The organism is Silvimonas iriomotensis (genome assembly GCF_014645535.1).
Lineage (GTDB): Bacteria > Pseudomonadota > Gammaproteobacteria > Burkholderiales > Chitinibacteraceae > Silvimonas > Silvimonas iriomotensis.
Genome location: NZ_BMLX01000001.1, coordinates 504,261 through 527,164 on the forward strand (window position 1 = coordinate 504,261; position 22,904 = coordinate 527,164).

The following is a 22,904-nucleotide window of genomic DNA, read 5'->3' on the forward strand; positions in this document are numbered from 1 at the left end:
TATTGTTGTGATTTGCCGATTCATCCTCAGAGGTTTTCCCTGTGTCCGCACTCGACGCCGTATCACGCCGCCGCATCAGCAAGCTCAACACCCGTCAGCGCAAAAAGCTGCACGTCGCAGAATTCCAGGAGCTGGGTTTTGATGTCCACATCACCTTCAAGGCCGCGCTGGATGATGCCGCGCTGACCGCGTTTATCAACGACACCCTGGATTACGCCGACAGCCGCGGCTGGATGCTGGGCGGGCTGGGTGGCCGTCTGCCACTGGCAGAGACCTCGGCTTTTGTGTGCAAGGCCGCGCGTGGCTCGCTGGGCGACGCTGACCGTGATGCCCTTGTGGCCTGGCTCAAGGCCCGCAGCGATGTGGCCAGCGCAGAGGCCGAAGGCCTTGTGGATGTCTGGCACGGCTGGCTGGCCTGATCAACATGCCGGCGTTTGCCACTCAGGCGGTCAGCGCCGCTGACCTGGAAGACCTGTGTGAAATCCGGGTGCGGGCCATGCGGCCCAGCCTGGAACGCATTGGCCGCTTTGACGACACCCGCGCGCGCCAGCGTTTCCGGAATCAGTTCCGGCCGGGTCAAACGCAGCTGATTCTGGTCGATGGCGAGTGCGCCGGGTTTTTCTGCCTGATCCGGGAAGAGGGCGGTTTTTATCTGCAGAACCTCTATCTGCTTCCCGGCCTGAGCGGCCACGGCCTTGGCTCTGCGGTATTGCGCCAGATTCTGGACGAGGCCGATGCCGCCGGCCTGCCAGTGCGACTGGAAGTACTGATCGAAAGCGACGCCACGCGCTTTTATGAACGCCATGGTTTTGTGCAATTGCGCCAGGACGGGGTAGACCTGTTTTATCAGCGCCCGGCCTTGATCATCCAATCCTGACTTGCCACCTAGCCTGGAAACCCTGCCATGTCTGAAGCCCCCATCACCCTGTATACCGACGCGGCTTTCCTCAGCCCCTATGCCATGAGCGTCTTTGTCGGCCTGCATGAGAAAGGCTTGCCGTTCTCGCTGGTCAGTGTCGACCTGGACAAGGGCGCGCACTACGCGCCGACCTACCGCAGCAACTCGCTCACCGCGCGCGTGCCCATGCTGCAAGCCGGTGATTTCACCTTGTCTGAATCCTCCGCGATTATCGAATTTCTGGAAGACACCTTTCCGGCGCCCGATTTTGCCGCGCTGCTGCCACAACACCCGCTGGAGCGCGCCCGCGCCCGCCAGGTACAAGCCTGGCTGCGCAGTGACCTGTTGCCGCTGCGTTACGAGCGCTCGACCGAAGTGGTGTTTATCCAGCCCAACACCACACCGCTGTCGTTTGAAGCCACCGACGCCGTCGAAAAACTGTTTGATGTGGCCGACAAACTGATCCCGGATGGCGCAACCAGCTTGTTCGACACCTGGTGCATTGCCGATACCGATCTGGCGCTGATGCTCAACCGGCTGGTGCGCAACGGCGATGAAGTCCCGGAAAAACTGCGGCGTTACGCCGTGGCGCAATGGGAAAGACCCGCTGTGCGCAAGTGGTTGAACCTGCGTACCAACTAAGCCATCAGAGGCCCGTGGCATGCTTCCTGCGCTCACCTTTTCAGTCAGCATCAACCGCTCCGCGATCGAGGTCTACGCCTTTCTGGCAGACCCGGACAACTGGCCGCAATGGGCCACGGGCCTGGCCAGTGGCATCCGCCAGGCCAATGGCGTGTGGTACGTGCAAAGCCCGTCAGGCGAGCTGGCGGTGGATTTCTCGCCCCGCAACGACTACGGCGTGCTCGATCACACCGTCATCCCGCCGGGCCAGTCGCCCGTGCATGTCCCCATGCGCGTGATTGCCAATGTGGATGGCGCAGAAGTGCTGATCACCCTGTTCCGCCAGCCGGGCATGACAGAGGAAATCTGGCAGCGCGACCAGAACTGGGTGCGCAAGGACCTGACGCAATTGCAGGCGGTGCTGACGCGTTGAAGCCGGCAGGGCGGCGGTGGTGATCGCCAAAGCGGGGCGGTATATGTCGCCTTGTATGTATCAAATCGGTAGCGCTACATTTCGCGTGGGGCTGCGTCAGCATTTCGCAGCCCAATAACACGGCACGCAGGTATCATGCCGCAGTCAACCGATGGCCCTGAGCCAATTCACAGAACATGAAACTATCCAGAAAAACCACCCGCATCATCGTGATCGGGCTTGTGGTGCTTGTTGCCCTGTTTGCCCTCAGCCGCGTGCTGTTCAAGCCGCCCAAACCGCAGTTTCTGACCACGCCGGTGTCCCGCATGGATCTGGAAGACAGCGTGCTGGCCAGCGGGACCATCAAGCCGATCAAGCAAGTCAGCGTGGGTGCGCAGGTCAACGGTCAGTTGAAATCGCTCAAGGTGGTGCTGGGCGAGCGTGTGAGCAAAGGCCAGTTGCTGGCCGAGATCGACCCCGTGCTGCAAGAGAACGACCTGCGCAAGGCCGAGGCCGGGCTGAACAACGTGGTGGCGCAAAAGGCCTCGAAGCAGGCTTTGCTCAAGCAGTACGAACTGGCATTGCAACGCCAGCAAACCATGATTGCCAACGACGCCAGCGCGCGCGCTGATCTGGAAAGCGCCCAGGCGCAGGTGGATTCCACCAAGGCCGATCTGGCGGCGCTGGATGCGCAGATCAAGCAATCGGGTGTGGATGTCGATACCGCCAAGGCCAACCTGGGGTACACGCGCATTACCGCGCCCATGGATGGCGAGATCATCTCGATCGTGACCCAGGAAGGCCAGACCGTGGTGTCTGCGCAATCGGCGCCGACCATCCTGATCATGGCCAATCTGGACACCATGACCATCAAGTCGCAGATTTCCGAAGCGGACGTGGTGCGCGTCAAACCGGGCCAGCCGGTGTATTTCACCATTCTGGGCGCGCAGGACAAGAAGTTTGAAAGCAAGCTGCGGGCGATTGAACCCGCACCGGAATCCATCAGTTCTGAAAGCACCACCACCACGACCAGCACGTCGTCCAGCAGCGCGGTGTATTACAACGGCCTGTTTGATGTGCCCAACCCCGGCCACGTGCTCAAGACCAACATGACCGCGCAGGTATCCATTGTGCAGGGCGAGGTCAAACACGCGCTGGCGATCCCGGTGACCGCGCTGGGCAAGAAAGCGCCGGATGGCAGTTCTGAAGTGCGCGTGCTGGGCAAGAACGGCCTGCCGGAAACCCGCCACGTCAAAACCGGCCTGAACAACAATGTGAATGTCGAAGTACTCAGCGGCCTTGCCGAAGGCGAGAAAGTGATCGTGGGCGATACCACCACGCTCAAAACGGCCAGCGACGACGAGCATCGCGGCCCGCCGCCGGGGCACTGACATGAGCACGACACCAGCCCGTCCGCTCCTGCAACTGACGCATCTGGAGCGGCGCTTTCCCGCCGGGGAAGAAGAAGTCACCGTGCTCAAGGACATCAACCTGACGATCAACGCCGGTGAAATGGTGGCGATTGTCGGGCAGTCCGGCTCGGGTAAATCCACGCTGATGAACATTCTGGGGTGTCTGGATCGCCCCTCCAGCGGCAGCTATCAGGTGGCCGGACGTGAAACGCGCGAACTGCAAACCGACGATCTGGCCACGCTGCGGCGCGAATACTTCGGTTTCATCTTCCAGCGTTATCACCTGCTGCCGCATCTGTCGGCCGAAGAGAACGTTGAAATCCCCGCTGTGTACGCCGGCACCGACAAAACGCAGCGCCGCGAACGCGCGCGCGCATTGTTGTCACGCCTCGGCCTGACCGACCGCACCTTGCATCGGCCCAGCCAGTTGTCTGGCGGCCAGCAGCAGCGCGTGAGTATCGCCCGCGCGCTCATGAACGGTGGCGATGTGATCCTGGCCGATGAACCGACCGGCGCGCTCGATAGCCGCAGCGGCGAAGAAGTCATGGCCATCCTGCGCGAACTGCATCAGCGCGGGCATACCGTGATTCTGGTCACGCACGACATGAGCGTGGCCAACAACGCCGAGCGCATCATTGAACTGCGCGATGGCGAAGTCATTGCCGATCGGCCCAATGTGCACGAGCAACACAGCCTGCCGCGTGAAACGCTGGATAAGCCGCTCGCCAGAAAACAGAACCTGCTGCACGCCAACTGGGGCCGTTTTGGCGAAGCGTTCAAGATGGCGTGGATTGCCATGATGACGCACCGCATGCGCACGCTGTTGACCATGCTGGGCATCATTATCGGCATTACGTCGGTGGTGTCGGTGGTGGCGCTGGGGCAGGGCGCGCGGCAAAAAGTGATCGACGACATCAGTTCCATCGGCACCAACACCATCGATGTCTACCCGGGCAAAGGCTGGGGCGATGACAAGGCAAGTTCCATCCAGACCCTCACCCCGAGCGATCTGGCGGTGCTGCAATCGCAATTCTTTATCGATAGCGTGACGCCGACCGTATCGGGCAGCCAGACACTGCGTTATGGCAACGTGACGGCGACGTCATCGGTCAGCGGCGTGGGCGAGCAGTATTTCCGCGTGCGCGACATGAAAATGGCCAGCGGCCAGGCCTTTGGCACAGCCGAAGTCACCCGCCAGGCGCAAACCGCCGTCATTGATGACAACACCCGCAACAAGCTGTTCAAGTCCTGGGAAAACCCGGTCGGCAAGGTGATTCTGGTCGGCTCGCTGCCGTGTACCGTGGTGGCCGTGGCAGAGAAAAAAGAAAGCGCGTTTGGCAGCAACTCCAACCTGCAGGTGTTCATTCCGTACACCACGGCCATGGGGCGTTTGCTGGGGCAGCAGTATTTCAACAGCATCACCGTGCGCGTGCGTGACGGCCTGCCGAACGACCTGGCCGAACAAAGCCTGACCAAGGTGCTGACGCTGCGCCACGGTACCCAGGATTTCTTCACCAATTCATCCGACAGCATCCTGAAAACGGTGGAAAAAACCACCGGCACGCTGACGCTGCTGATCTCTGCCATTGCGGTGATCTCGCTGGTGGTGGGCGGCATTGGCGTGATGAACATCATGCTGGTGTCGGTGACCGAACGCACGCATGAGATCGGCATCCGCATGGCCGTGGGCGCGCGCCAGGACGATATCCTGCAACAGTTCCTGATCGAGGCCGTACTGGTGTGCCTGATGGGCGGCGTGATTGGCGTGTTGCTCAGCTTTGGCATCGGCTTTGTGTTCAGCCTGTTTGTCTCGGCCATGTCGATGAAATTTTCCGTGGGCTCCATCGTGGCGGCCTGCGTGTGTTCCACCCTGATTGGCGTGATCTTTGGCTTCATGCCCGCCCGCAACGCGGCGCGGCTGGACCCGATCGAAGCCCTGGCGCGCGAATGATGAAGCACATGAAACAACCCCTTACCGCACTCACCGCCGCTTTGCTGGCCCTGGGCCTGGCAGGCTGCGGCAATCTGGCGCGCACCGATTACCAGTCGCCGCAAACCAGCGTCCCGGCGCAATGGACCGGCCCGGTCACCACCGGCAGCGCCGTGGCCGCGCAAGACCCGTGGTGGCACAGCTTTAATGATCCGCAACTCAATGCCCTGATCGACAAAGCGCTGCGGACCAACAATGATCTGGCGGCTGCCACGCTCAAAGTGCGCGCCGCGCAGCTGCAAGCCAACCTGACCGACACCAACCTCACGCCGAATGTGACTGCAGGCGTGAACGCCAGCGCTGCCAAAGACCTGCAACACGGCGGCGCCAGCACCCGGACCGTGGGCGCTACGGTTTCCTTAAGCTACGAAGTGGACCTCTGGGGGCATCTTTCTGCACTGCGCGATGTGTCGGCCTGGGAGGCCAAAGCCACGGAACTGGACCGCCAGAACACCGCACTTGCCCTCATCGGCACCACTGCGCAGTTGTACTGGCAGATTGGCTACCTGAACCAGCGCGTGGTCTCGGCACAGCAAAGCATCGACTACGCCCAGCACACGCTTGATCTGGTCCAGGTGCAGCACCAGGCCGGGCAGTCGAGCGGGCTGGATGAAGCGCAATCCATCCAGAACCTGGCCAGCCAGAAAGCGTCTTTGACCAGCCTTTTGCAACAGCGCGAAGAAGCCCGCAACGCACTCGCCATCCTGTTCAACCAGGCCCCGGAAAACCGCGAAACCGAACGCGACGCACTGCCAGCTGGCCCGCTGCCCGAAGTCCCCGCCGGCGTCCCCGCCGACGTGCTGGGCCGCCGCCCGGACCTGCGCGCCGCCGAGGCCCGCTTGCGCGAAAGCCTGGCCAACGTCGACGCCACCCGCGCCAGCTTTTACCCGACTTTCAGTCTGACCGGCAGCGTGGGCACATCCACGACCACCCTGGTCGACGTGCTGAAAAACCCCATCGGCACCCTGGGCGCAGGTCTGACCTTGCCGTTCATTCAGTGGAACACCACGCAACTGACGATCAAGGTCTCGCAAACCCAGTACGAAGAAGCCGTGGTCAACTTCCGCCAGACCTTGTACTCCGCGCTGTCTGACGTTGAAAACGCACTCTCCGCCCGCACGCAGTACATGGCAGAAGGCGAGCAGCGGCAGATCGCCTATGACGCCGCAGTAAAGGCCGAGAAACTGGCGGAAACGCGTTATCGGGCTGGGCAGACGGGGGTGAAGGACTGGCTGGACCAGCAAGAGACACGGCGTAGTGCGCAGATTAGCCTGGATGAGAACCGGTATAACCAGTTGGTGAATCTGATGACGCTATACAAGGCGCTGGGCGGGGAGGCTGCTGCTTTGTGATGGGGTGGGAGAGGGTATTGATCCTGGCCGGGATGTTGGTGATTGATTTGTAATTGCTTGTGCCGCTGGATCGTCATTCCGGCGGAGGCCGGAATCCAGTCTGGAGCCGGAACGGCTCCGTTCTCTGGCGAGAACCCGTTTTGTTAGCGCCTGCGGCGCGGTGGTTTTGATACCGGGGGTGCCCGGAGCACGGTACTTTTCTTTGGATCGCCAAAGAAAAGTACCCAAAAGAAAGGCGACCCCTGCGACTGCGCCCCTTCGGGGTTCCCTGTGCTTCTCGCAAGGCGCGGCTGGCTACGGGAACTCGCTTCGCTCAGACACCCCTCCGCCGAAACCCCGCGCCTTGCTGCGATGCTCGGCGCAGTCAAAGGGGCCCAACGTCAAAGGCAACGGCAACCCCGAAAATCAACGGCAACGGCAACCAACACCAACACCAACACCAACACCAACACCAACACCAACACCAACACCAACACCAAAACAAGGTCACCCGAGTATAGATTTTGTAGGGTGGATTTGGAGCGGAGCGACAATCCACCATAGCGGTGTGTGTTAGCGCCTGACGGCGCGGTTGTTTTACATGTCGGGGGTTGCCCGACAGCAAGGCACTTTCTTTTGGGTCGCCAAAAGAAAGTACCCAAAGAAAAGGCGACCCCTGCGACTGCGCCCTTCGGGTTCCCTGCGCTTCTCGCAAAGTCCGGCTGGCTCCAGGGAACTCGGGCTAAAGCCCTCAAACACCCTTACGCCGAAACCCCGGACTTCGCTGCGATGCTCGGCGCAGTCAAAGGGGCCCAACGTCAAAAGCAACAGCAACCCCGAAAATCAACGGCAACGGCAACGGCAACGGCAACGGCAACGGCAACGGCAACGGCAACGGCAATCAACACTAGCGCCAGGTCATTGGGTGCAGGTTTTGTAGGGTGGATTTGGAGCGGAGCGACAATCCACTATCGCAACGGTGGATTGCTTCGCGAATCCACCCTACGGGTTTGCAAGAATGATTGGCTTACCCCGCCACTTCGTCATTCCGGACCTCGGCGGCTCCCTTGGCCGGAATCCAGTCCGCAGCCCAACGGGCTGCTTTCCGTGGCCTCGTGCTTTCCTCCTAGAGCCTGCATGCATCGCAGCTGGATTCCGGCCTTCGCCGGAATGACGAGTCAGTGGGATGCGTGTTGAATTTGCCACTGCCACTGCCACTGCCACTGCCACTTTCACCACTACTACTGAGACTGGGTCCGCGCCAGTGTTGTTGTCGTTGTCGTTGTCGTTGTCGTTGTCGTTGTCGTTGTCGTTGCTTTGGCTGTTGGTTTAGGTTTCGCAGTTGCAGTTGCAGTTGCAGTTGCAGTTGCAGTTGCTTTTGACTTTCCTCCCCCATTAAAGCCCAGCGCCGAGGGCGTGGAGGGAGACCCATGGCTCCCGACCAACCGAGGGAAGCCCGGAGGGCCGCAGGGCTGGGGTCGCCTTTCTTTGGTTACTTTCTTTGGCGAAGCAAAGAAAGTAACGTGCTCCGGCCACCGCCGGTATCAAAACGCCTTTAAACCCGCGCCGCAAGGCGCTAACAGCGGTTCAATGCCCCCCTGGCGCCCCTAAAGCCAGGGAACCCCCCAGACGAATTTGCTTCAGGCTTCGCCCATCCCCTCACCCCACCTTCAAAACCCCACTCATATCCTCATGCCCACTCCCGCAAAACACATCACACAAAAACACCACCTCCCCCGGCGGTAACGGCGGCAGGTTGATCCGGGCCGTCTGCCCGGGTACCAGATCCGTGCGCAGTTTCAGATCAGGCAAGTTGAACCCCATCACCACATCACTCACCGTGATCTCCAGCACCACGGCTTGCCCGGCCGGGATGGGCACGGTCGCTGGCGTGTACACAAAGCGCCTGGCGCTGATGCGTACCACTTTGGGCTCAGCCGCGGCCACCAGCGTAGTCAGCGCTCCGGCAGACAATGCGGCAAAGCTGCCGCGCAAGAAGGCGCGTCGTGTGGTCATGACCAAGCCCCCTGTACCGGCAGTTCATGCAACACCGGCATCACGGCGGCGGCAGGTTCGGTCACTTCCCTGAAACCCAGACCGTGATAGGGGGCGGCGGCGTTCCAGGGTACCGGCGTGCGCTGGGGTTGTGATCCGGGCGCGGGCAGGGCAAACATCAAGCCCTGGCCGGCGTGGTGCGCAATGTGGCCGGTCAGGTGATGGTGTTCCTGGTGGATGTGGCCGTAGAACACGGTCACATTGGCATAAGGTTCCAGCACGGCCAGGACCTTGTCGCCATCGGTGGTGGCCCAGTCCCAGCGCGGGTAGAGGTCAAACAGGGGCCGGTGGGTGAAGACGATAATGCGCGCGTCGTGCGGTTGTCGGGCCAGGTCGTCCGCCAGCCATTGCAGCTGCGCGTCGCCCACTTTGGCGTGCGGGTCGCTTACGTTATCCAGCACGATGAAATGCACGCCTTTGTGATCAAAGGTGTAATGCGTGGCGCCGAAGAATTCCTGGAATACCGCGCCGTTATCGAGCGAGGCATCGTGCTCGCCGGGCATGTAATGCACCACTGGCACCGTGATCTGTGCGGCCATGGTTTTGAATTCCTGCATGCGCTGGCGGCGTACGGCGGGGTCTTCGCTGATGTGGGTCAGGTCGCCCGTGAACACGACAAAATCCGGCGGCGGGTTGAGCGCGTTGACGGCGGCAATGGCCTTGGGCAGCGTGCCGGTGTTGTCCGGGTTCACGGCCGGGCCTTTGAAACCCCAGTGCGTGTCAGTCAGCTGCACAAAGTAAAAGTCGCTACTGGCTTGCTGGCTGCCTTTGCCCATGCCGGCACAGCCTGTCACCAGCACCACACTTCCCAGACCGGCGAGCTTGAGAAAACTGCGCCGGTTGATTGCGTTTTCCATGTTTTTCACCTTTGCTTCTGAGCAGAGCCCATCGCTCTTGATTGCGGTAACCGGCTGCGCGGAACAAATATTCCGCGCAAGGTGAAATAAAACTGCCCGCCCGGCAGTTAACACAGCATGAACGCCCCCATGCCACCCGATAAAAAGACCCGCTTTGAGCAACTGGCCTTGCCCCATCTGAACCGCGTCTGGCAACTGGCGCGCTGGCTGGCGCGTAATGACGCGCAGGCGCAAGAGGTGGTGCAAGAGGCCTGGTTGCGCGCCTGGCGTTATTTTGATGGCTTCAACGGCACCGCCGAGGACGCCCGCGCGTGGCTGCTGGCGATTGTGCGCAATGCGTTTTATGACAGCGTGGCGGCGCGGCCAGAGACAGAGCCGCTGGATGAAGCCGGCCCGGATGCGGTGGACTGGCGCTTCAATCCGGAAATCCTGGCCGCCCGCGCTGACGCCCGCCGCGTGCTGGAGCAAGCCCTGCGGCAATTGCCGGTGGCGTACCGGGAGATGATCGTGCTGCGTGAACTGGCCGAATGCTCGTATGAGGAAATCGCCACGCTGACTGGCCTGCCGCCAGGCACGGTGATGTCCCGCCTGTCCCGCGCCCGTAGCCAGCTGGCCCAATTGCTGGGTGCCGCCCAACCAGGAACAACGCGATGAACCACGACGATATCCAGACGCGTTTGTCCGCGCTGATTGATGATGAACTGCCGCAAGACGAAGCCGCGCTGATCCGCACGCATCTGAACGATTGCGAAACCTGCCGCGAAGCCTACGCATCTTTGCTGGCCATGAGCACCTGGATTCAGCGTGATGCCGTGACGCCCGTGCCGCCAGGCTTGGCGGCGCAACTGGCGGCCAGTATCGGCCCGGCGCATACCAGCGTGCCGCTGCCCCGCACCACGCCGCGGCCGGAACCCAAACGCGGCTGGTTCTGGCCAGGCGTGACCGGCCTGGGTGGTTTGCTGGCGGGTGCGGCGCTGATGTTTGTGTTGTTGCCGCTGTGGCAGCCGCAGCAAGACACGCTCACCCAGGCGCTGTTGTCCGGCCATATCCGTGCGTTGCAGGTGGATCATCTGTCGGACGTGATCAGCACGGATCAGCACACCGTCAAACCCTGGTTTGCCGGCAAGCTGGATTTTTCCCCGCCGGTGCATGATCTGGTGGCAGATGGTTTTCCGCTGGCCGGGGGGCGGCTGGATTACCTGCAGCAACGGCCGGTGGCCGTGCTCAATTACCGCTACCGGCTGCACGTGATCGAGGTCTACGCCTGGCCGGCCAGCGGCAAACCCGCCACCGGCGTGACGCTGCAAACCCGGCAGGGCTACCAGATTCTGGGCTGGCAGCAAGAAGGCATGAATATGTGGGCGGTGTCTGATCTGAATGGTACTGACCTGCAGCGCTTTGCAGGCTTGCTGCAAAAGGCCGGCGCGCCGGGGTAGGGCGTGCCGGCAGTGCGCTGGATCAGGCGGGGTTGTAGCGCCTCTTCAATGCGTCATTCCTGCTTGTGCAGAAATGACGCTTCAGTAGAAAAGGGGCGAACGCCCCCGTCCTGCTATTCCGACGCAACCGGTACCACCGTGGCCGGCGCATAGCTGGCCGGTTGACTTGCCACCGGCACATTGCCGTGAATGCGGTGCTGGTGGTTGTCGGCAAACATGTAATACGGGAAGGGCCGGGCCGGTTCGCTGATGGCATCAAGGCGCGCCAGTTGTTCGGCCGGAATGGTGAACTCCAGCGAGCGCATGGTCTCTTGCAGTTGCGCCGGTCTGGTGGCGCCCACAATCACGCTGCTCATACCTTTGCGGTGATACAGCCAGTTCAGCGCCACTTGTGCCATCGGGCGGTCGATTTCCTGCGCGACGCGTTCCAGCTCGGCCACGATGCCGAAATTGCGCGGGGTGAGTTTGTCGAAACCCGGTGAAGCCTTGCCGCCGGCGGAGGTCACCTGCAAACGGCCATCGCCAAACTGGCCGCCCTGGCTGGGCTTGTATTTGCCGCTCAGCAAACCCATGGCCAGCGGGCTCCACGCCACCAGACCCATGCCGCTTTCCACGGCCAGATCAGAGAACTCCAGTTCGGCATTGCGCTCGATCATCGAGTATTCCAGCTGCATGGCTGCCACTGGTTCATAACCGCGCCATTGCGCCAGTGTCTGCGCTTTGGCGGCGTACCAGGCCGGCGTGTCGGACAAACCAACGTAGCGGATTTTGCCAGCACGTACCGCGTCGTCCATGGTGCGCATGACTTCTTCTACCGGCGTGACGCGATCCCAGGTGTGCAGGTAATACAGGTCGATGTAATCCGTATTCAGGCGTTTGAGCGAGCCTTCCAGCGCACGCATCAGGTTCTTGCGGTGATTGCCGCCGGCGTTGGGGTTGCCCGGTTCGGCGTTGTAAGCGTACTTGGTGGCGATCACCATGCGATCACGCACGCCACGCTCGGCAATGAATTCGCCTGTCCAGGTTTCGCTGGTGCCGCCGGTGTACAGGTCGGCGGTATCAATAAAATTGCCGCCATGTTCCAGGTACACATCAAACAGGCTTTTAGCGACATCACGTTCGGTTCCCCAGCCCCATTCGGTACCAAAAGTCATGGTTCCCAGCGAGAACGGGCTGACACGCAGACCAGAACGACCCAGCAAGTGATAAGTGGCGTTACTCATGATCGGATTCTCCAGAAAGTGGTCCCGGTGGCGGTGTTGCCGTCGGGGTATCGGGTGTTGACGGAAGTCATTCTGGTCTGCTTTATTGTGAAGAAAAATGCCTTTAAGGTTGATGAACCATGAAGCAAAACTTAAAGATCGATCCAACCCAGTTGCCAGCCTTGCTGGCTTTTGAACGGGTGGCGCGCCACGGCAACTTCAGCAAGGCCGCGGATGAAATGGGCGTATCGCCCTCTGCCTTGTCGCAGACCATCCGCAACCTGGAGGCCCGCACCGGCATTCACTTGCTGAACCGCACCACACGGCGGGTCAGCGTGACCGAAGCCGGCATGCGCCTGTTATCAGGCGTGACGCCAGGGCTGGCGCAGATCGAAGCGGCGCTGATTGATCTGGAAGATTTGCGCGACCAACCGGCCGGCACCTTGCGCATCAACCTGCCGCGCCTGGCGTACCGCATTATCGTTGCGCCGTACCTGGCCGGCTTTATGGCGGCCTATCCGGATTTGCGGGTGGAGTTCCGGCTGGATGAAGGCCTGAGCGATATCGTGGGGGAAAGTTTTGACGCCGGCATCCGCTTTGGCGAGAGCGTGGCGCGGGATATGGTCGCGGCGCGTATTGGCCGCAACCGGCGTATTGCCGTAGCGGCCACGCCGGATTATCTGGATAGGCACGGCCGGCCGCAGGTGCCGGAAGACCTGTTTACGCACAACTGCCTGCGCTACCGCTTTGTGACCAGCGGCCGGTTGTACGCGTGGGAGTTCACCCGCGACGGGCGCGAGTTTGAAATCGATCTGGCCGGGCGCCTGGTCTACAACGACATTTACGATATGGTCGATGCCGCGCGCCTGGGGCTGGGCATTGTCCACATTACCGAAGACGTGATCGCAGCGGATCTGGCCAGCGGTGTGCTGGAACGCGTGCTGGATGACTGGTGCGCGCCGTTTGACGGTTTCTTTCTGTACTACCCCAACCGCGCCTTGATGCCACGCAAATTGCGCGTGTTTATCGACTGGTTCCAGCACGCCAACCAGCCGCCGGCGCGCTAGGCAGCGGGGCGGCGGTTCAAAATCACCAGCACAATCCCGCCCAGAATGGCAACGGACGCCAGCACTAGCCGCAGGCCCAGTGGCTCGTTCAGAAACAGCACCGCACCGACGGCAGCAATGGCCGGCACCGACAACTGCACAATGGCCGCGCTGGTTGCCGCCAGTGCGGGCAGCACGCGGTACCACAAGGCATAACCCAGGCCAGAGGTAATCACGCCGGAGGCCAGCGCGTAGAGCACGCCTGGCGTATCAAAATGGGTGTGCTGCAAGACGATGATCCAGCAGCCCACGGCAACGGGCGTAGCGCGCAAAAAGTTGCCTGCGGTGACGGCGGCTGGATCGCCCGCGCCGCGTCCGCGCAGTGAATAAACGCCCCAGGCCACGCCCGCCGCAATCATCAGCAGCGATGAAAACAACGGCGGTGCCGACAAGCCCGGCAGCATCAGGCCGATCACGCCGGCCGCCGCCAGCAGCACGCCCAGCCACTGAACGGGCGCGAGGCGTTCGCCGCGCCACAAGCCATAACCAATCATGCTGATCTGCACTGCGCCAAACAGGATCAACGCACCCGCCGCGGCCGGCAGATTGACGTACGCATAAGAAAACCCCGCCGCGTAGACAAACAACGCCAGCGACGAGGCCAGATTGCCTTTAAGGGATGGTCGCGGTCGCTGCCTCCGCAAATACATCAGCATAAGCAGCACCAACGCGCCTGAGGCAATGCGGATCATGGTGAAGCTGGCCGGATCAATGCCGGTTTGTTTCAGCGCCAGGCGGCACAGGATGGAGTTGCCGGCAAACGCCACCATGGCAAACAGCGTGAGCACAAACACGCGGGCAGGGGACATGGAAAAGCTCACTCGCAGAATCGGACGATTGGTTTTCGTACTATTTTGTCGGCCCATTCTGGCAGTGATTCACATGTCATTAAAGCCGCCGGGCTGATCTGTCGTAAAAAGCCGCAAAAGGGCCGGATGACCGTCTGGCAACTGACCCGTTTATGCAGTTTGTATAAAACGACCGATCGTGCTAATTTTCAGCACATGGGAAAAGGCGAACAGAAACGGCAAGACATTATCGAGCACGCGCTGATGCTGGCGGGGCAGGTGGGCCTTGAAGGCCTGAGCCTGGGCGGCCTTGCCACCAGCATGGAGATTTCCAAAAGCGGGCTGTTTGCGCATTTCAAATCCAAAGAAGCGCTGCAACTGGCGGTGCTGGAACTGGCGCGTGAACGCTTTGTGGCAGAAGTCATGGCGCCCGCTGTGGCCTTGCCGCGGGGTTTGTCGCGCCTGAATGGCTTGTTTGACCGTTACCTGGCGTGGATACGCGGCCAGGCCAGCCAGGGTTCCTGCATTTTCATGGCGCTGGCGCATGAATACGACGATCGCCCCGGCGAAATCCGCGACGTGCTGGTTAATTGCTGGCGCGAGTTCGGCGGCTCTGTGGCACGCGTGGCGGCCACAGCCATTACCGAGGGCGAATTCCGGCCGGATTGTGATCCCGGCCAGTTTGCCTTTGAGTTTGTCGGCATTGTCATGGTGTTCCAGCATGCCCACAAACTGATGGGCGAGGCGCAAGCCGAAGCGCGTGCGCGCCAGGCCTTCAAGCGCTTGTTGCGCTCTTACCGTCAGCCTGAGGTGCTGGCAGTACGCCCGGCCTGATCAACCCGATCACCGCTTTCAGATCACCACAAAAACCAGCCTTGTCCACTTTCGGAGCCTGATCATGAACCAGCCTGATGTTGCCTTTGCGAAGACACAAAAAAGCACGACCGGTCGTTCTTATGAACCACCCGCGCCGAAATGGGTAAAAACCGGTTTGTCGGCACTCAGCGCGGTATCGCCTCAGGCAGCGGCTGGCGTATTGCAACACCTGTTCACCACTCCACCGCGCACGCGCTTGCGCGCTGAAGAAGCTGCCGTCCTTGCTACCGCGCGGCGCTGGCAAAGCCATGTCCGTGGCGAAATCATGCGCGGCTACGAGTGGGGCGAGGCCACCGCGCCGGCCGTTTTGTTGCTGCACGGTTGGGGCGGGCATGCCGGCCACATGAGCGGCATGGTCGAGCCCTTGCTGGCGGCCGGTTACCGCGTGCTGGCGGTCGATGTGCCGGGCCACGGCGATTCCCCGCGGGCGCAGGTGGCCTTGCCGCATTTTCATGAAGCGCTGGAAGAAATGGCCCGTCGCGCCGGGCACGATGCGGTACACGGCGTGATCGCCCATTCGTTTGGCGCGGCCGGTACCACCTATGCGCTCTCACGCGGTTTGCATATTCCGCGTGCCGTGTTTGTCGGCCCCATGACGCAGTTTGGCGCCTTGTGGGACGCCGTGCGCAACCGCACCGGCGTATCGCAAGGACTGATCCAGCGCATGATCACGCGCATGGAAGCCCGCTACTGCCTGGGTTTTGATGAAGTGGAACCCGTGGCACTGGCTGGCGATCTCACCACGCCCTTGTTGGTCCTGCATGATCTGGACGACGACAAAGTATCCGTCGCCCAGGGTGAGGCGCTGGTCGCCCGCTGGCCCGGCGCGGCCCTGCGCACCAGCAACACGCTGGGGCATCTGAAGATCCTGAAAGATCAGGCCAGCGTGAACGCGGCCGTGGCTTTTCTCACGCGCACGGCCACGCCATAAACGCCGGGCACCCGGCAAAAGTGGTCTACCATTCAGCCATTCAAACGGGGAATGTGTGCCATGGTCTCAAGCTGGGTGCTTGCCGTTATCCATCTGCTGGGCGTGGGCCTGGCGTTTGCCGCTATCTACAGCCGCGCGCGCTTTCTGGGCAAACCGGTAAAGCAGCTTGATCTGCCCGAAGCCTTTCTGGCGGATTCTTTGTGGGGGATCAGCGCGCTGGTGCTTGTGCTCACCGGCCTGACGCGCGCGTTTGGCGGGTTTGAAAAAGGCACGCTGTATTACGGGCACCAGCCCTTTTTCCATATCAAGATGGCCTGTCTGGTGCTGATTTTCCTGCTGGAGATTTTCCCCATGATCACCCTGCTACGCTGGCGGATCGGGCGTGCCAAAGGGGATGTGACGCTTAATCTGGCGGTGGCCGCAAAGTTATCGCAGATCAGCTATGTGCAGTTGTTCTTGCTGGTGCCCATGGTGTTGTGCGCGGCCGCCATGGCCCGCGGAATCATGATTTAGCCATCGGCTTGCTCTGGCTGGCATGCATGGGTGGTTGCCCACCCAGGCTATCTTAAACCTGTGCCACCCGCGCATTGAGCGCCATCCGCCGCACAATCTCTACAAACTCCAGCCCGATCCCGGACAAGCTCTCGCCCTTGCGCGTCAGCAAACCATAGGGCGCCAGGTTCTGCCCGATGTTGAGCGGCAGCGCCACCAGCAGTTTGGCGTAAAGGTGATCGCGCAAGACCGGTTCGGCCAGCGCGGTCACGGCATCGCTTCGCTGTACCAGTTGCAGCGTGGCAAAGATGGAATCGCACTCCACCGTGTTCTGCGGGGTGGCGCTGTGATTGTGTTCAAATTCGCGCTCCAGCACCTGCCGCGCGGGGCTGGCCAGCGGCTGCAGCACCCAAGGCCAGTTGGCCAGTTCAGCCAGCGTGACGGATTCTCGCCCGGCCAGCGCGTGGCCGCTGCGCACCACGACTTTCATCACTTCATTGCCCAGTGGTTCGAAATCCAGCCAGTTGTGCTGGCTCAGTTCTGAAAACCGGCCAATGGCGAAATCCACTTTGCCCTGTTCCAGCAATTCAATCAGCTGATCACTGGTCTCGCCCTTGATGCGGATGCGCAAGAGTGGTTTGCGGGTTTTCAGTTCAGATACCGATTGCGCCACCAGGTCTGGCGCGGCGCCCATGATGGTGCCGATGATCAACTGGCCAAACCCGCCTTGTTGCCACAGTTGCAGGCTGTCTGCCGTGCGCTGCAGGCCGCCCAGCGTGGTACGGGCAAAGCGGATGATTTCTTCGCCCACTTCGGTCGGCTTCACGCCACGCGCCTGGCGTTCAAACAAGGTGCAGTCCAGAAACGCTTCGACCTCTTGCAGCATGCGCGTTGCGGCCGGTTGCGACATGGCCAGCGTTTCTGCGGCCTGATGCAGGTTGCCATGGTCTGCCAGTGCCACCAGCAAGAACAAATGCTTGTAGCGCAGGCGGTGAAGCAACGATTGATAGAAATATTGTTTGAGCATTGCGGCGCACCAATCCAGAAACGTTTTCGTTCAACAAATATCCATTTATTCAATGTGATATGTATTTTGTTGCGTGTGCACAAATATCGCATTCGATAACTTTTGATTATTGAATATAACCAGATTTGCATTGGTCAGGTATTGATTGGCGCGATAAAAATGTAGCCATTGCAAAACCACTACACGAAAACGTCATGCCAATGGCGTTTTTCAGGGAACAGGAGAACTGCATGAAACTGCTGCGTTTTGGCCCTGCTGGCCATGAAAAACCGGGCCTGGTCGATGCTTCTGGCGTGATCCGTGATCTGTCTTCCGTGGTGGACGACATTGCGGGTGCCACCTTGTTGCCTGCCAATCTGGCCAAATTGCGTGACGTCAAAACCGACACCTTGCCGACCGCACCCGCCGGAGCGCGCATCGGGCCGTGTGTGACGGGTGTAGGCAAGGTGATTTGCGTGGGGCTGAACTACAGCGATCACGCCAAAGAATCGAACATGGCCATCCCGACCGAACCCATCTTGTTCATGAAGCCGACGAGTTCGATCTGCGGCCCGAATGACCACGTGGAAATTCCGCGCGGTGCGGAAAAAACAGACTGGGAAGTCGAACTGGGTGTGGTGATCGGCAAAACCGCCAAGTACGTCAGCAAGGAAAACGCGCTGGAGCATGTGGCCGGTTATTGCGTGGTGAACGACGTCTCTGAACGCGCTTTCCAGTTGGAGCGCGGCGGGCAGTGGGACAAAGGCAAGGGCCACGATACGTTCGCGCCCATCGGCCCGTGGCTGGTCACGGCAGATGAAGTGGCCGACCCGCAAAACCTGGCCATGTGGCTGGAGGTCGATGGCCATCGTTACCAGGACGGCAGCACCCGCACCATGATTTTTGATGTCGCCACGCTGGTGTCTTACATCAGCCAGTTCATGACCCTGCAACCGGGCGACGTGATCGCCACCGGTACGCCGCCTGGCGTGGGCCTGGGCCAGAAACCGCCGGTGTATCTACACGCGGGCCAGACCATGAAACTGGGCATTGCGGGCCTGGGTGAACAGCAACAACTGACGGTGCCGGCCAAGGTTCGGGAAGGGTGAACAGTGAAATGTGAAATGGCTCTTCGGGGTCGCTGGTTTTGTGTTTCTCCGCTCAGGTTTCACTTTTCGCAAGAGGTTAAAAAGCAATGAATCAACTGGATCTGCAAGGCCGGGTGGCCATCATTACCGGCGGCGCGCGCGGCATTGGTTACGCAGCGGCCGAGCGCATGCTGCAATCGGGCGCCAGCGTGGCGCTGTGGGATATCGATGCGGCGCGGCTGGATCAATCTGCAGCCGAGCTTGCCAGGCTGGGCAAGGTCAGCGTGCACGCGCTGGACCTGACCGATGCAAGCGCGGTGAATGCCGCAGCGAGTGCCACGGTTGCCGCGCATGGCAAGGTCGACATTCTGGTCAACAACGCCGGCATTACCGGTGGCAACGGCCTGACCTGGGAGCTGGACCCCAAAGGCTGGGCACGGGTGATCGAGGTCAACCTGGTGGCGCCGTTCCTGGTGTGCCACGCCGTGATCCCCAAGATGCTGGAAAACGGTTACGGCCGCATCGTCAACGTGGCCTCGGTGGCGGGCAAGGAAGGCAATCCCACCGCATCGCACTACAGCGCATCCAAGGCCGGCCTGATCGGTTTGACCAAGTCTTTGGGTAAAGAACTGGCGACCAAGAACGTGATCGTCAACTGCATTACCCCGGCGGCCGCCAAGACCGAAATCTTTGACCAGATGAGCCAGCAGCACATTGATTACATGCTGAGCAAAATCCCCATGGGGCGCTTCTTGCAGGTGAATGAAGTGGCCGCGCTGATCGGCTGGCTCAGTTCTGAAGATTGCTCGTTTACCACGGGCGGCGTGATCGACATTTCCGGCGGCCGCGCCACTTATTGATCAGGGGATTCGTGCAATGAACGTACCAGTCATCAAACAGATCCGCGCTTATACCGTGCGCGGCGGCGGGGCGGATTACCACGATCAGGGCGGCGGTCACTGGATTGACGACCACATCGCCACGCCCATGTCCAGATACGAGAAATACCGCCAGAGCCGCCAGTCTTTCGGCATCAACGTGTTGGGTACGCTGGTGGTGGAGATCGAAGCCAGCGACGGCACTGTGGGCTTTGCCGTGACGACGGCGGGCGAGATTGGCGCATATATCGTAGAGAAACATCTGGCGCGTTTTATTGAAGGCCAGAAGGTGACCGACATCGAAAAGATGTGGGACCAGATGTTCAACGCCACGCTCTATTACGGCCGCAAGGGCGTGGTGATCAACACCATCAGCGGCGTCGACCTGGCCTTGTGGGATTTGCTGGCCAAGGTGCGCGGCGAACCGGTGCACCAGTTGCTGGGCGGCCCGGTGCGTGACCAGTTGCAGTTTTACGCTACGGGAGCACGCCCTGATCTGGCCAAAGAAATGGGCTTTATCGGCGGCAAAATGCCGCTGCACCACGGCCCGGCAGAAGGTGAAGAAGGCCTGAAAAAGAACCTGGCCATGATCGAAGACATGCGCAACCGCGTGGGTGACGACTTCTGGCTGATGCTCGATTGCTGGATGAGCCTGGATACCAACTACGCCACCCGGCTGGCGACCAAAGCGCATCAATACGGCCTGAAATGGATCGAAGAAGCGCTGCCGCCCGATGATTACTGGGGCTACGCCGAGCTACGCCGCAACGTGCCCAAAGGCATGCTGGTGACCACGGGCGAGCATGAAGCCACGCGCTGGGGTTTCCGTCTGCTGCTGGAAATGGGCTGCTGCGACATCATCCAGCCGGATGTGGGCTGGTGCGGCGGCGTGACCGAACTGATCAAGATTTCTGCCCTGGCGGACGCGCACAACGTGCTGGTCGTGCCGCATGGCTCGTCGGTCTACAGCTACCACTTTGTGATCACCCGCCACAACAGCCCGTTTGCCGAGTTCTTGATGATGGCGCCCAAGGCTGACCAGGTGGTGCCGATGTTCAACCCGCTGCTGCTGGATGAACCGGTGCCGGTTAACGGACGTATCTCTGCCTCTGCGCTGGACAAACCCGGCTTTGGCGTCCGCCTGAACCCGGAATGCAAGCTGGTGCGGCCGTACGAGCATTGATGCGTGAGGCGTGAGGCGTGAGGCGTGAGGCGTGAGGCGTGAGGCGTGAGGCGTGAGGCGTGAGGCGTGAGGCGTGAGGCGTGAGGCGTGAGGCGTGAGGCGTGAGGCGTGAGGGGCGGAAAAACGTGCATACCCGTCGTCATTCCGGACCTCGGCGGCCTCCTTGGCCGGAATCCATTTACGCCCCGGCCATTGCGTGACGGCTTGCTTTGGCCCCTGGCTGGATGGCCTTACCGGATTCCTGTCGGCACAGGCCGCAATGATGAAACAGAGTGCGCGTTGTCGGTGGCCTGGTTGAAAACCCCGGCCACCTGGACAAACACCAACAAGCAGCAACTGGAGAACCCCGAACCATGCTGTTAAAAGACAAAACCGTCATCGTCACCGGTGGCTCCCGCGGGATTGGCCGCGCCGTGGCGGTGGCTTGTGCGCAGCATGGCGCCAATGTGGTGGTCAGCCATCACAGCCATGCCGATGAAACCATTGCCGACATCAAAGCCCTGGGCCGTGGCGTGGTCGCCGTGAAGGGCGATGTGGCCGATCCGCACACCGCGCAATTACTGGTACAGGCGGCAGTAGAACACTTTGGCGGGGTGGATGTGCTGGTCAGCAACGCCGGCATCTGCCCGTTCCACGGCTTTCTGGACATGCCGCTGGAAACCTTCCAGCGCACCATGGAAGTCAACCTGCATGGCGCGTTTTACGTGACGCAGGCCGTGGCCAACCGCATGAAAGACCAGGGTCGGGGCGGTTCCATCATTGCCATCAGCTCGATCAGCGCGCTGGTGGGCGGCGAGTATCAGACCCACTACACGCCGACCAAGGCGGGTGTGCATTCGCTGATGCAATCGACCGCCATTGCGCTGGGCAAATATGGCATCCGCTGTAACTCGGTCATGCCGGGCACGATTCTCACCGACATCAACAAAGACGACCTCTCTGATCCGGAAAAAGTGGCGTATTTCAACAAACGCATTCCGCTGGGCCGCATGGGCCAGCCAGAGGATATCGGCGGCGCGGTGGTGTTTCTGGCCTCGGATATGGCGGCGTATGTCACCGGCGCATCGCTGCTGGTTGATGGCGGCTTGTTTGTGAATCTGCAGTAACACAAGACGGCGGCGATCATGCAAACCCACGCTTTTCGCATGCAACTGAACCCGGGTCAGGCGGCGGAGTACATGCGTCGTCATGACGAAATCTGGCCGGAACTGGTCGTGGCGCTCAAAGCTGCCGGCATCAGCGATTACCGCATTTTTCTGGACGCACAGACACACGCCTTGTTTGCCGTGCTCAAAGCCACAGACGATCACCGCATGGCCGATCTGCCGCAACTGCCGGTCATGCGCCGCTGGTGGGATTACATGGCCGACATCATGGCCACAGAGCCTGATCACAAACCGCAGCAATGGGCGCTGACGCCCGTGTTTTACATGGAGTGACGCATGACGCTTCAGGTTGTTGATCCGCACGTGCACCTGTGGGCCCCCGGCACCTTGCGCTACCCCTGGATGGAAAGCGACGCCGTCGGCTTTAACGGTGATGTGACGCCGGTAAAGAAAATCTACGCCCCGGCCGACTTGCTGGCTGATGCGGGTGACGCGGTGCAGGTGCTTAAAGCCGTGCACATTGAAGCCATCGCCGCTGACCCGCTGGCCGAAACGCAATGGGTGCAAGCCCAGGCCGATGCGCAGGATGTGCTCAAGATCGGCATCGTCGGGTATGCCGACTTTACCCGGCCGGATGTAGAAGCCTTGCTGGCTGCGCAGTGCCAAAGCCGTGCCATGCGAGGCATCCGCCAGATTCTGAACGTGCACGCCAATCCGCTGTACGACTACGTTGGCCGGCACTACATGGACGACGCAACCTGGCAGCGCAATTTCAGATTGCTGGGCAAGTACGGGCTGAACTTCGACATGCAGTTGTACCCGTCGCAAATGCACGCCGCTGCCGCGCTGGCCCGCGACAACCCGGACGTGACCTTTGTACTCAACCACGCCGGCATGTTTGTCGATCGCGACAGCGTGGCGGGTTGGGCGGCCTGGCGCGACGGGCTGGCACTTTTGGCGACGCTGCCGAACATGGCGGTAAAGATCAGCGGCCTGGGCATGTTTGACCATCACTGGACGGCGGAAAGCCTGCGCCCCTACGTCTTGCAGGTCATCGACACGTTCGGTGCTGATCGCTGCATGTTCGCCTCCAATTTTCCGGTGGACAAGCTCTATAGCAACTATCCGGCGGTGTGGCAGGCGTTTGCACAGATTGTCGGCGGGGCCAGCGATTCTGAAAAAGCACAGTTGTTCCGGATGAATGCAGAGCGGGTGTACCGGTTGTGAGGTCAGGGG

Annotated in this window: 24 protein-coding genes; 19 read left to right on the forward strand and 5 right to left on the reverse strand. The window is 60.9% G+C overall.

All coding sequences use genetic code 11. The features are described from left to right. Positions 1–41: 41 nt before the first annotated feature. The 7 genes from IEX57_RS02260 (at position 42) to IEX57_RS02290 (ending at position 6,685) form a co-directional block, all read left to right on the forward strand. On the forward strand, positions 42–419 hold the full coding sequence (locus IEX57_RS02260; RefSeq protein ID WP_188701899.1) for a 50S ribosome-binding protein YggL: 378 nt from the start codon (positions 42–44) through the stop codon (positions 417–419). A gap of 5 nt (positions 420–424) precedes the next feature. Beyond that, positions 425–877, forward strand: coding sequence for a GNAT family N-acetyltransferase (locus tag IEX57_RS02265; RefSeq protein ID WP_188701901.1), 453 nt, complete (start codon positions 425–427; stop codon positions 875–877). Between the two features lie 27 nt (positions 878–904). Beyond that, a complete protein-coding gene (gene yfcF / locus IEX57_RS02270) occupies positions 905–1,540 on the forward strand; it encodes a glutathione transferase (protein ID WP_188701902.1) in 636 nt (211 codons plus the stop codon). Positions 1,541–1,559: 19 nt separating this feature from the next. Beyond that, positions 1,560–1,952: an SRPBCC family protein gene (locus IEX57_RS02275; protein ID WP_188701905.1), complete on the forward strand. Its 393-nt coding sequence runs from the start codon at positions 1,560–1,562 to the stop codon at positions 1,950–1,952. A gap of 176 nt (positions 1,953–2,128) precedes the next feature. Then, a complete protein-coding gene (gene macA / locus IEX57_RS02280; protein WP_188701907.1) occupies positions 2,129–3,322 on the forward strand; it encodes a macrolide transporter subunit MacA in 1,194 nt (397 codons plus the stop codon). Position 3,323: 1 nt separating this feature from the next. After that, positions 3,324–5,294: a macrolide ABC transporter ATP-binding protein/permease MacB gene (gene macB, locus IEX57_RS02285; RefSeq protein WP_188701908.1), complete on the forward strand. Its 1,971-nt coding sequence runs from the start codon at positions 3,324–3,326 to the stop codon at positions 5,292–5,294. Between the two features lie 8 nt (positions 5,295–5,302). After that, the gene (locus IEX57_RS02290) at positions 5,303–6,685 is read left to right on the forward strand and encodes an efflux transporter outer membrane subunit (RefSeq protein WP_229708614.1); all 1,383 of its coding nucleotides are present in this window, start codon (positions 5,303–5,305) and stop codon (positions 6,683–6,685) included. A gap of 1,638 nt (positions 6,686–8,323) precedes the next feature. Here the strand turns inward: IEX57_RS02290 and IEX57_RS02295 are convergent. Both IEX57_RS02295 and IEX57_RS02300 read right to left on the reverse strand, forming a co-directional pair. After that, the gene (locus tag IEX57_RS02295; protein ID WP_188701911.1) at positions 8,324–8,680 is read right to left on the reverse strand and encodes a cupredoxin domain-containing protein; all 357 of its coding nucleotides are present in this window, start codon (positions 8,678–8,680) and stop codon (positions 8,324–8,326) included. Next, entirely contained in the window at positions 8,677–9,576 is a 900-nt protein-coding gene (locus IEX57_RS02300; protein WP_188701913.1) for a metallophosphoesterase family protein, read from the reverse strand. Before IEX57_RS02300 ends, IEX57_RS02295 begins: the two co-directional genes overlap by 4 nt. Positions 9,577–9,705: 129 nt before the next feature. On the opposite strand from IEX57_RS02300, the gene IEX57_RS02305 reads away from it, so the two are divergent. Next, positions 9,706–10,230: a sigma-70 family RNA polymerase sigma factor gene (locus tag IEX57_RS02305; protein WP_188701914.1), complete on the forward strand. Its 525-nt coding sequence runs from the start codon at positions 9,706–9,708 to the stop codon at positions 10,228–10,230. After that, positions 10,227–11,012, forward strand: a complete 786-nt coding sequence (locus tag IEX57_RS02310; RefSeq protein WP_188701915.1) for an anti-sigma factor family protein — start codon at positions 10,227–10,229, stop codon at positions 11,010–11,012. Before IEX57_RS02305 ends, IEX57_RS02310 begins: the two co-directional genes overlap by 4 nt. A 113-nt stretch (positions 11,013–11,125) precedes the next feature. Here IEX57_RS02310 and IEX57_RS02315 read toward each other — a convergent pair whose 3' ends face one another. Next, positions 11,126–12,235, reverse strand: coding sequence for an aldo/keto reductase (locus tag IEX57_RS02315; RefSeq protein WP_188701916.1), 1,110 nt, complete (start codon positions 12,233–12,235; stop codon positions 11,126–11,128). A 119-nt stretch (positions 12,236–12,354) separates the two neighbouring features. Here IEX57_RS02315 and IEX57_RS02320 point away from each other — a divergent pair, with 119 nt between their 5' ends. Beyond that, positions 12,355–13,281: a LysR family transcriptional regulator gene (locus tag IEX57_RS02320; RefSeq protein ID WP_188701917.1), complete on the forward strand. Its 927-nt coding sequence runs from the start codon at positions 12,355–12,357 to the stop codon at positions 13,279–13,281. Here the strand turns inward: IEX57_RS02320 and IEX57_RS02325 are convergent. After that, positions 13,278–14,129, reverse strand: a complete 852-nt coding sequence (locus IEX57_RS02325) for a DMT family transporter (RefSeq protein ID WP_188701918.1) — start codon at positions 14,127–14,129, stop codon at positions 13,278–13,280. The genes IEX57_RS02320 and IEX57_RS02325 overlap by 4 nt on opposite strands. A 195-nt stretch (positions 14,130–14,324) precedes the next feature. Between IEX57_RS02325 and IEX57_RS02330 the strand changes: the two genes are divergently transcribed. The 3 genes from IEX57_RS02330 (at position 14,325) to IEX57_RS02340 (ending at position 16,428) form a co-directional block, all read left to right on the forward strand. After that, positions 14,325–14,942: a TetR/AcrR family transcriptional regulator gene (locus tag IEX57_RS02330; RefSeq protein ID WP_188701919.1), complete on the forward strand. Its 618-nt coding sequence runs from the start codon at positions 14,325–14,327 to the stop codon at positions 14,940–14,942. Between the two features lie 64 nt (positions 14,943–15,006). Continuing rightward, on the forward strand, positions 15,007–15,915 hold the full coding sequence (locus IEX57_RS02335; protein ID WP_188701920.1) for an alpha/beta hydrolase: 909 nt from the start codon (positions 15,007–15,009) through the stop codon (positions 15,913–15,915). A gap of 60 nt (positions 15,916–15,975) precedes the next feature. Next, entirely contained in the window at positions 15,976–16,428 is a 453-nt protein-coding gene (locus IEX57_RS02340; RefSeq protein WP_188701921.1) for a DUF2214 family protein, read from the forward strand. 52 nt (positions 16,429–16,480) lie between these two features. Here the strand turns inward: IEX57_RS02340 and IEX57_RS02345 are convergent, their stop codons facing one another. Further along, the gene (locus IEX57_RS02345) at positions 16,481–17,434 is read right to left on the reverse strand and encodes a LysR family transcriptional regulator (protein WP_188701923.1); all 954 of its coding nucleotides are present in this window, start codon (positions 17,432–17,434) and stop codon (positions 16,481–16,483) included. A gap of 230 nt (positions 17,435–17,664) precedes the next feature. Here IEX57_RS02345 and IEX57_RS02350 point away from each other — a divergent pair, with 230 nt between their 5' ends. The 6 genes from IEX57_RS02350 (at position 17,665) to IEX57_RS02375 (ending at position 22,895) form a co-directional block, all read left to right on the forward strand. Beyond that, positions 17,665–18,522, forward strand: a complete 858-nt coding sequence (locus tag IEX57_RS02350) for a fumarylacetoacetate hydrolase family protein (RefSeq protein WP_188701925.1) — start codon at positions 17,665–17,667, stop codon at positions 18,520–18,522. An 86-nt stretch (positions 18,523–18,608) separates the two neighbouring features. Then, positions 18,609–19,361: an SDR family NAD(P)-dependent oxidoreductase gene (locus tag IEX57_RS02355; RefSeq protein WP_188701926.1), complete on the forward strand. Its 753-nt coding sequence runs from the start codon at positions 18,609–18,611 to the stop codon at positions 19,359–19,361. A 16-nt stretch (positions 19,362–19,377) separates the two neighbouring features. After that, positions 19,378–20,562, forward strand: a complete 1,185-nt coding sequence (rhmD, locus tag IEX57_RS02360) for an L-rhamnonate dehydratase (RefSeq protein ID WP_188701929.1) — start codon at positions 19,378–19,380, stop codon at positions 20,560–20,562. Positions 20,563–20,915: 353 nt separating this feature from the next. Continuing rightward, positions 20,916–21,668 carry an L-rhamnose 1-dehydrogenase Lra1 gene (gene lra1, locus IEX57_RS02365; protein WP_188701931.1) on the forward strand — a complete coding sequence of 251 codons (753 nt, stop codon included), beginning with the start codon at positions 20,916–20,918 and terminating at the stop codon, positions 21,666–21,668. 18 nt (positions 21,669–21,686) lie between these two features. Beyond that, entirely contained in the window at positions 21,687–22,001 is a 315-nt protein-coding gene (gene rhaM / locus IEX57_RS02370; RefSeq protein ID WP_188701933.1) for an L-rhamnose mutarotase, read from the forward strand. A 3-nt stretch (positions 22,002–22,004) separates the two neighbouring features. Next, on the forward strand, positions 22,005–22,895 hold the full coding sequence (locus tag IEX57_RS02375) for an amidohydrolase family protein (protein WP_188701935.1): 891 nt from the start codon (positions 22,005–22,007) through the stop codon (positions 22,893–22,895). Positions 22,896–22,904 lie beyond the last annotated feature (9 nt).

Coding starts and splice junctions, on each gene's coding strand:
- IEX57_RS02315 (WP_188701916.1), bottom strand. CDS start 12,235: ATGAGTAACGCCACTTATCACTTGCTGGGTCGTTCTGGTCTGCGTGTC.
- IEX57_RS02305 (WP_188701914.1), top strand. CDS start 9,706: ATGCCACCCGATAAAAAGACCCGCTTTGAGCAACTGGCCTTGCCCCAT.
- rhmD (WP_188701929.1), top strand. CDS start 19,378: ATGAACGTACCAGTCATCAAACAGATCCGCGCTTATACCGTGCGCGGC.
- rhaM (WP_188701933.1), top strand. CDS start 21,687: ATGCAAACCCACGCTTTTCGCATGCAACTGAACCCGGGTCAGGCGGCG.
- IEX57_RS02300 (WP_188701913.1), bottom strand. CDS start 9,576: ATGGAAAACGCAATCAACCGGCGCAGTTTTCTCAAGCTCGCCGGTCTG.
- IEX57_RS02325 (WP_188701918.1), bottom strand. CDS start 14,129: ATGTCCCCTGCCCGCGTGTTTGTGCTCACGCTGTTTGCCATGGTGGCG.
- IEX57_RS02295 (WP_188701911.1), bottom strand. CDS start 8,680: ATGACCACACGACGCGCCTTCTTGCGCGGCAGCTTTGCCGCATTGTCT.
- IEX57_RS02330 (WP_188701919.1), top strand. CDS start 14,325: ATGGGAAAAGGCGAACAGAAACGGCAAGACATTATCGAGCACGCGCTG.
- IEX57_RS02265 (WP_188701901.1), top strand. CDS start 425: ATGCCGGCGTTTGCCACTCAGGCGGTCAGCGCCGCTGACCTGGAAGAC.
- yfcF (WP_188701902.1), top strand. CDS start 905: ATGTCTGAAGCCCCCATCACCCTGTATACCGACGCGGCTTTCCTCAGC.
- IEX57_RS02310 (WP_188701915.1), top strand. CDS start 10,227: ATGAACCACGACGATATCCAGACGCGTTTGTCCGCGCTGATTGATGAT.
- macA (WP_188701907.1), top strand. CDS start 2,129: ATGAAACTATCCAGAAAAACCACCCGCATCATCGTGATCGGGCTTGTG.
- macB (WP_188701908.1), top strand. CDS start 3,324: ATGAGCACGACACCAGCCCGTCCGCTCCTGCAACTGACGCATCTGGAG.
- lra1 (WP_188701931.1), top strand. CDS start 20,916: ATGCTGTTAAAAGACAAAACCGTCATCGTCACCGGTGGCTCCCGCGGG.
- IEX57_RS02275 (WP_188701905.1), top strand. CDS start 1,560: ATGCTTCCTGCGCTCACCTTTTCAGTCAGCATCAACCGCTCCGCGATC.
- IEX57_RS02320 (WP_188701917.1), top strand. CDS start 12,355: ATGAAGCAAAACTTAAAGATCGATCCAACCCAGTTGCCAGCCTTGCTG.
- IEX57_RS02375 (WP_188701935.1), top strand. CDS start 22,005: ATGACGCTTCAGGTTGTTGATCCGCACGTGCACCTGTGGGCCCCCGGC.
- IEX57_RS02345 (WP_188701923.1), bottom strand. CDS start 17,434: ATGCTCAAACAATATTTCTATCAATCGTTGCTTCACCGCCTGCGCTAC.
- IEX57_RS02340 (WP_188701921.1), top strand. CDS start 15,976: ATGGTCTCAAGCTGGGTGCTTGCCGTTATCCATCTGCTGGGCGTGGGC.
- IEX57_RS02335 (WP_188701920.1), top strand. CDS start 15,007: ATGAACCAGCCTGATGTTGCCTTTGCGAAGACACAAAAAAGCACGACC.
- IEX57_RS02355 (WP_188701926.1), top strand. CDS start 18,609: ATGAATCAACTGGATCTGCAAGGCCGGGTGGCCATCATTACCGGCGGC.
- IEX57_RS02350 (WP_188701925.1), top strand. CDS start 17,665: ATGAAACTGCTGCGTTTTGGCCCTGCTGGCCATGAAAAACCGGGCCTG.
- IEX57_RS02290 (WP_229708614.1), top strand. CDS start 5,303: ATGAAACAACCCCTTACCGCACTCACCGCCGCTTTGCTGGCCCTGGGC.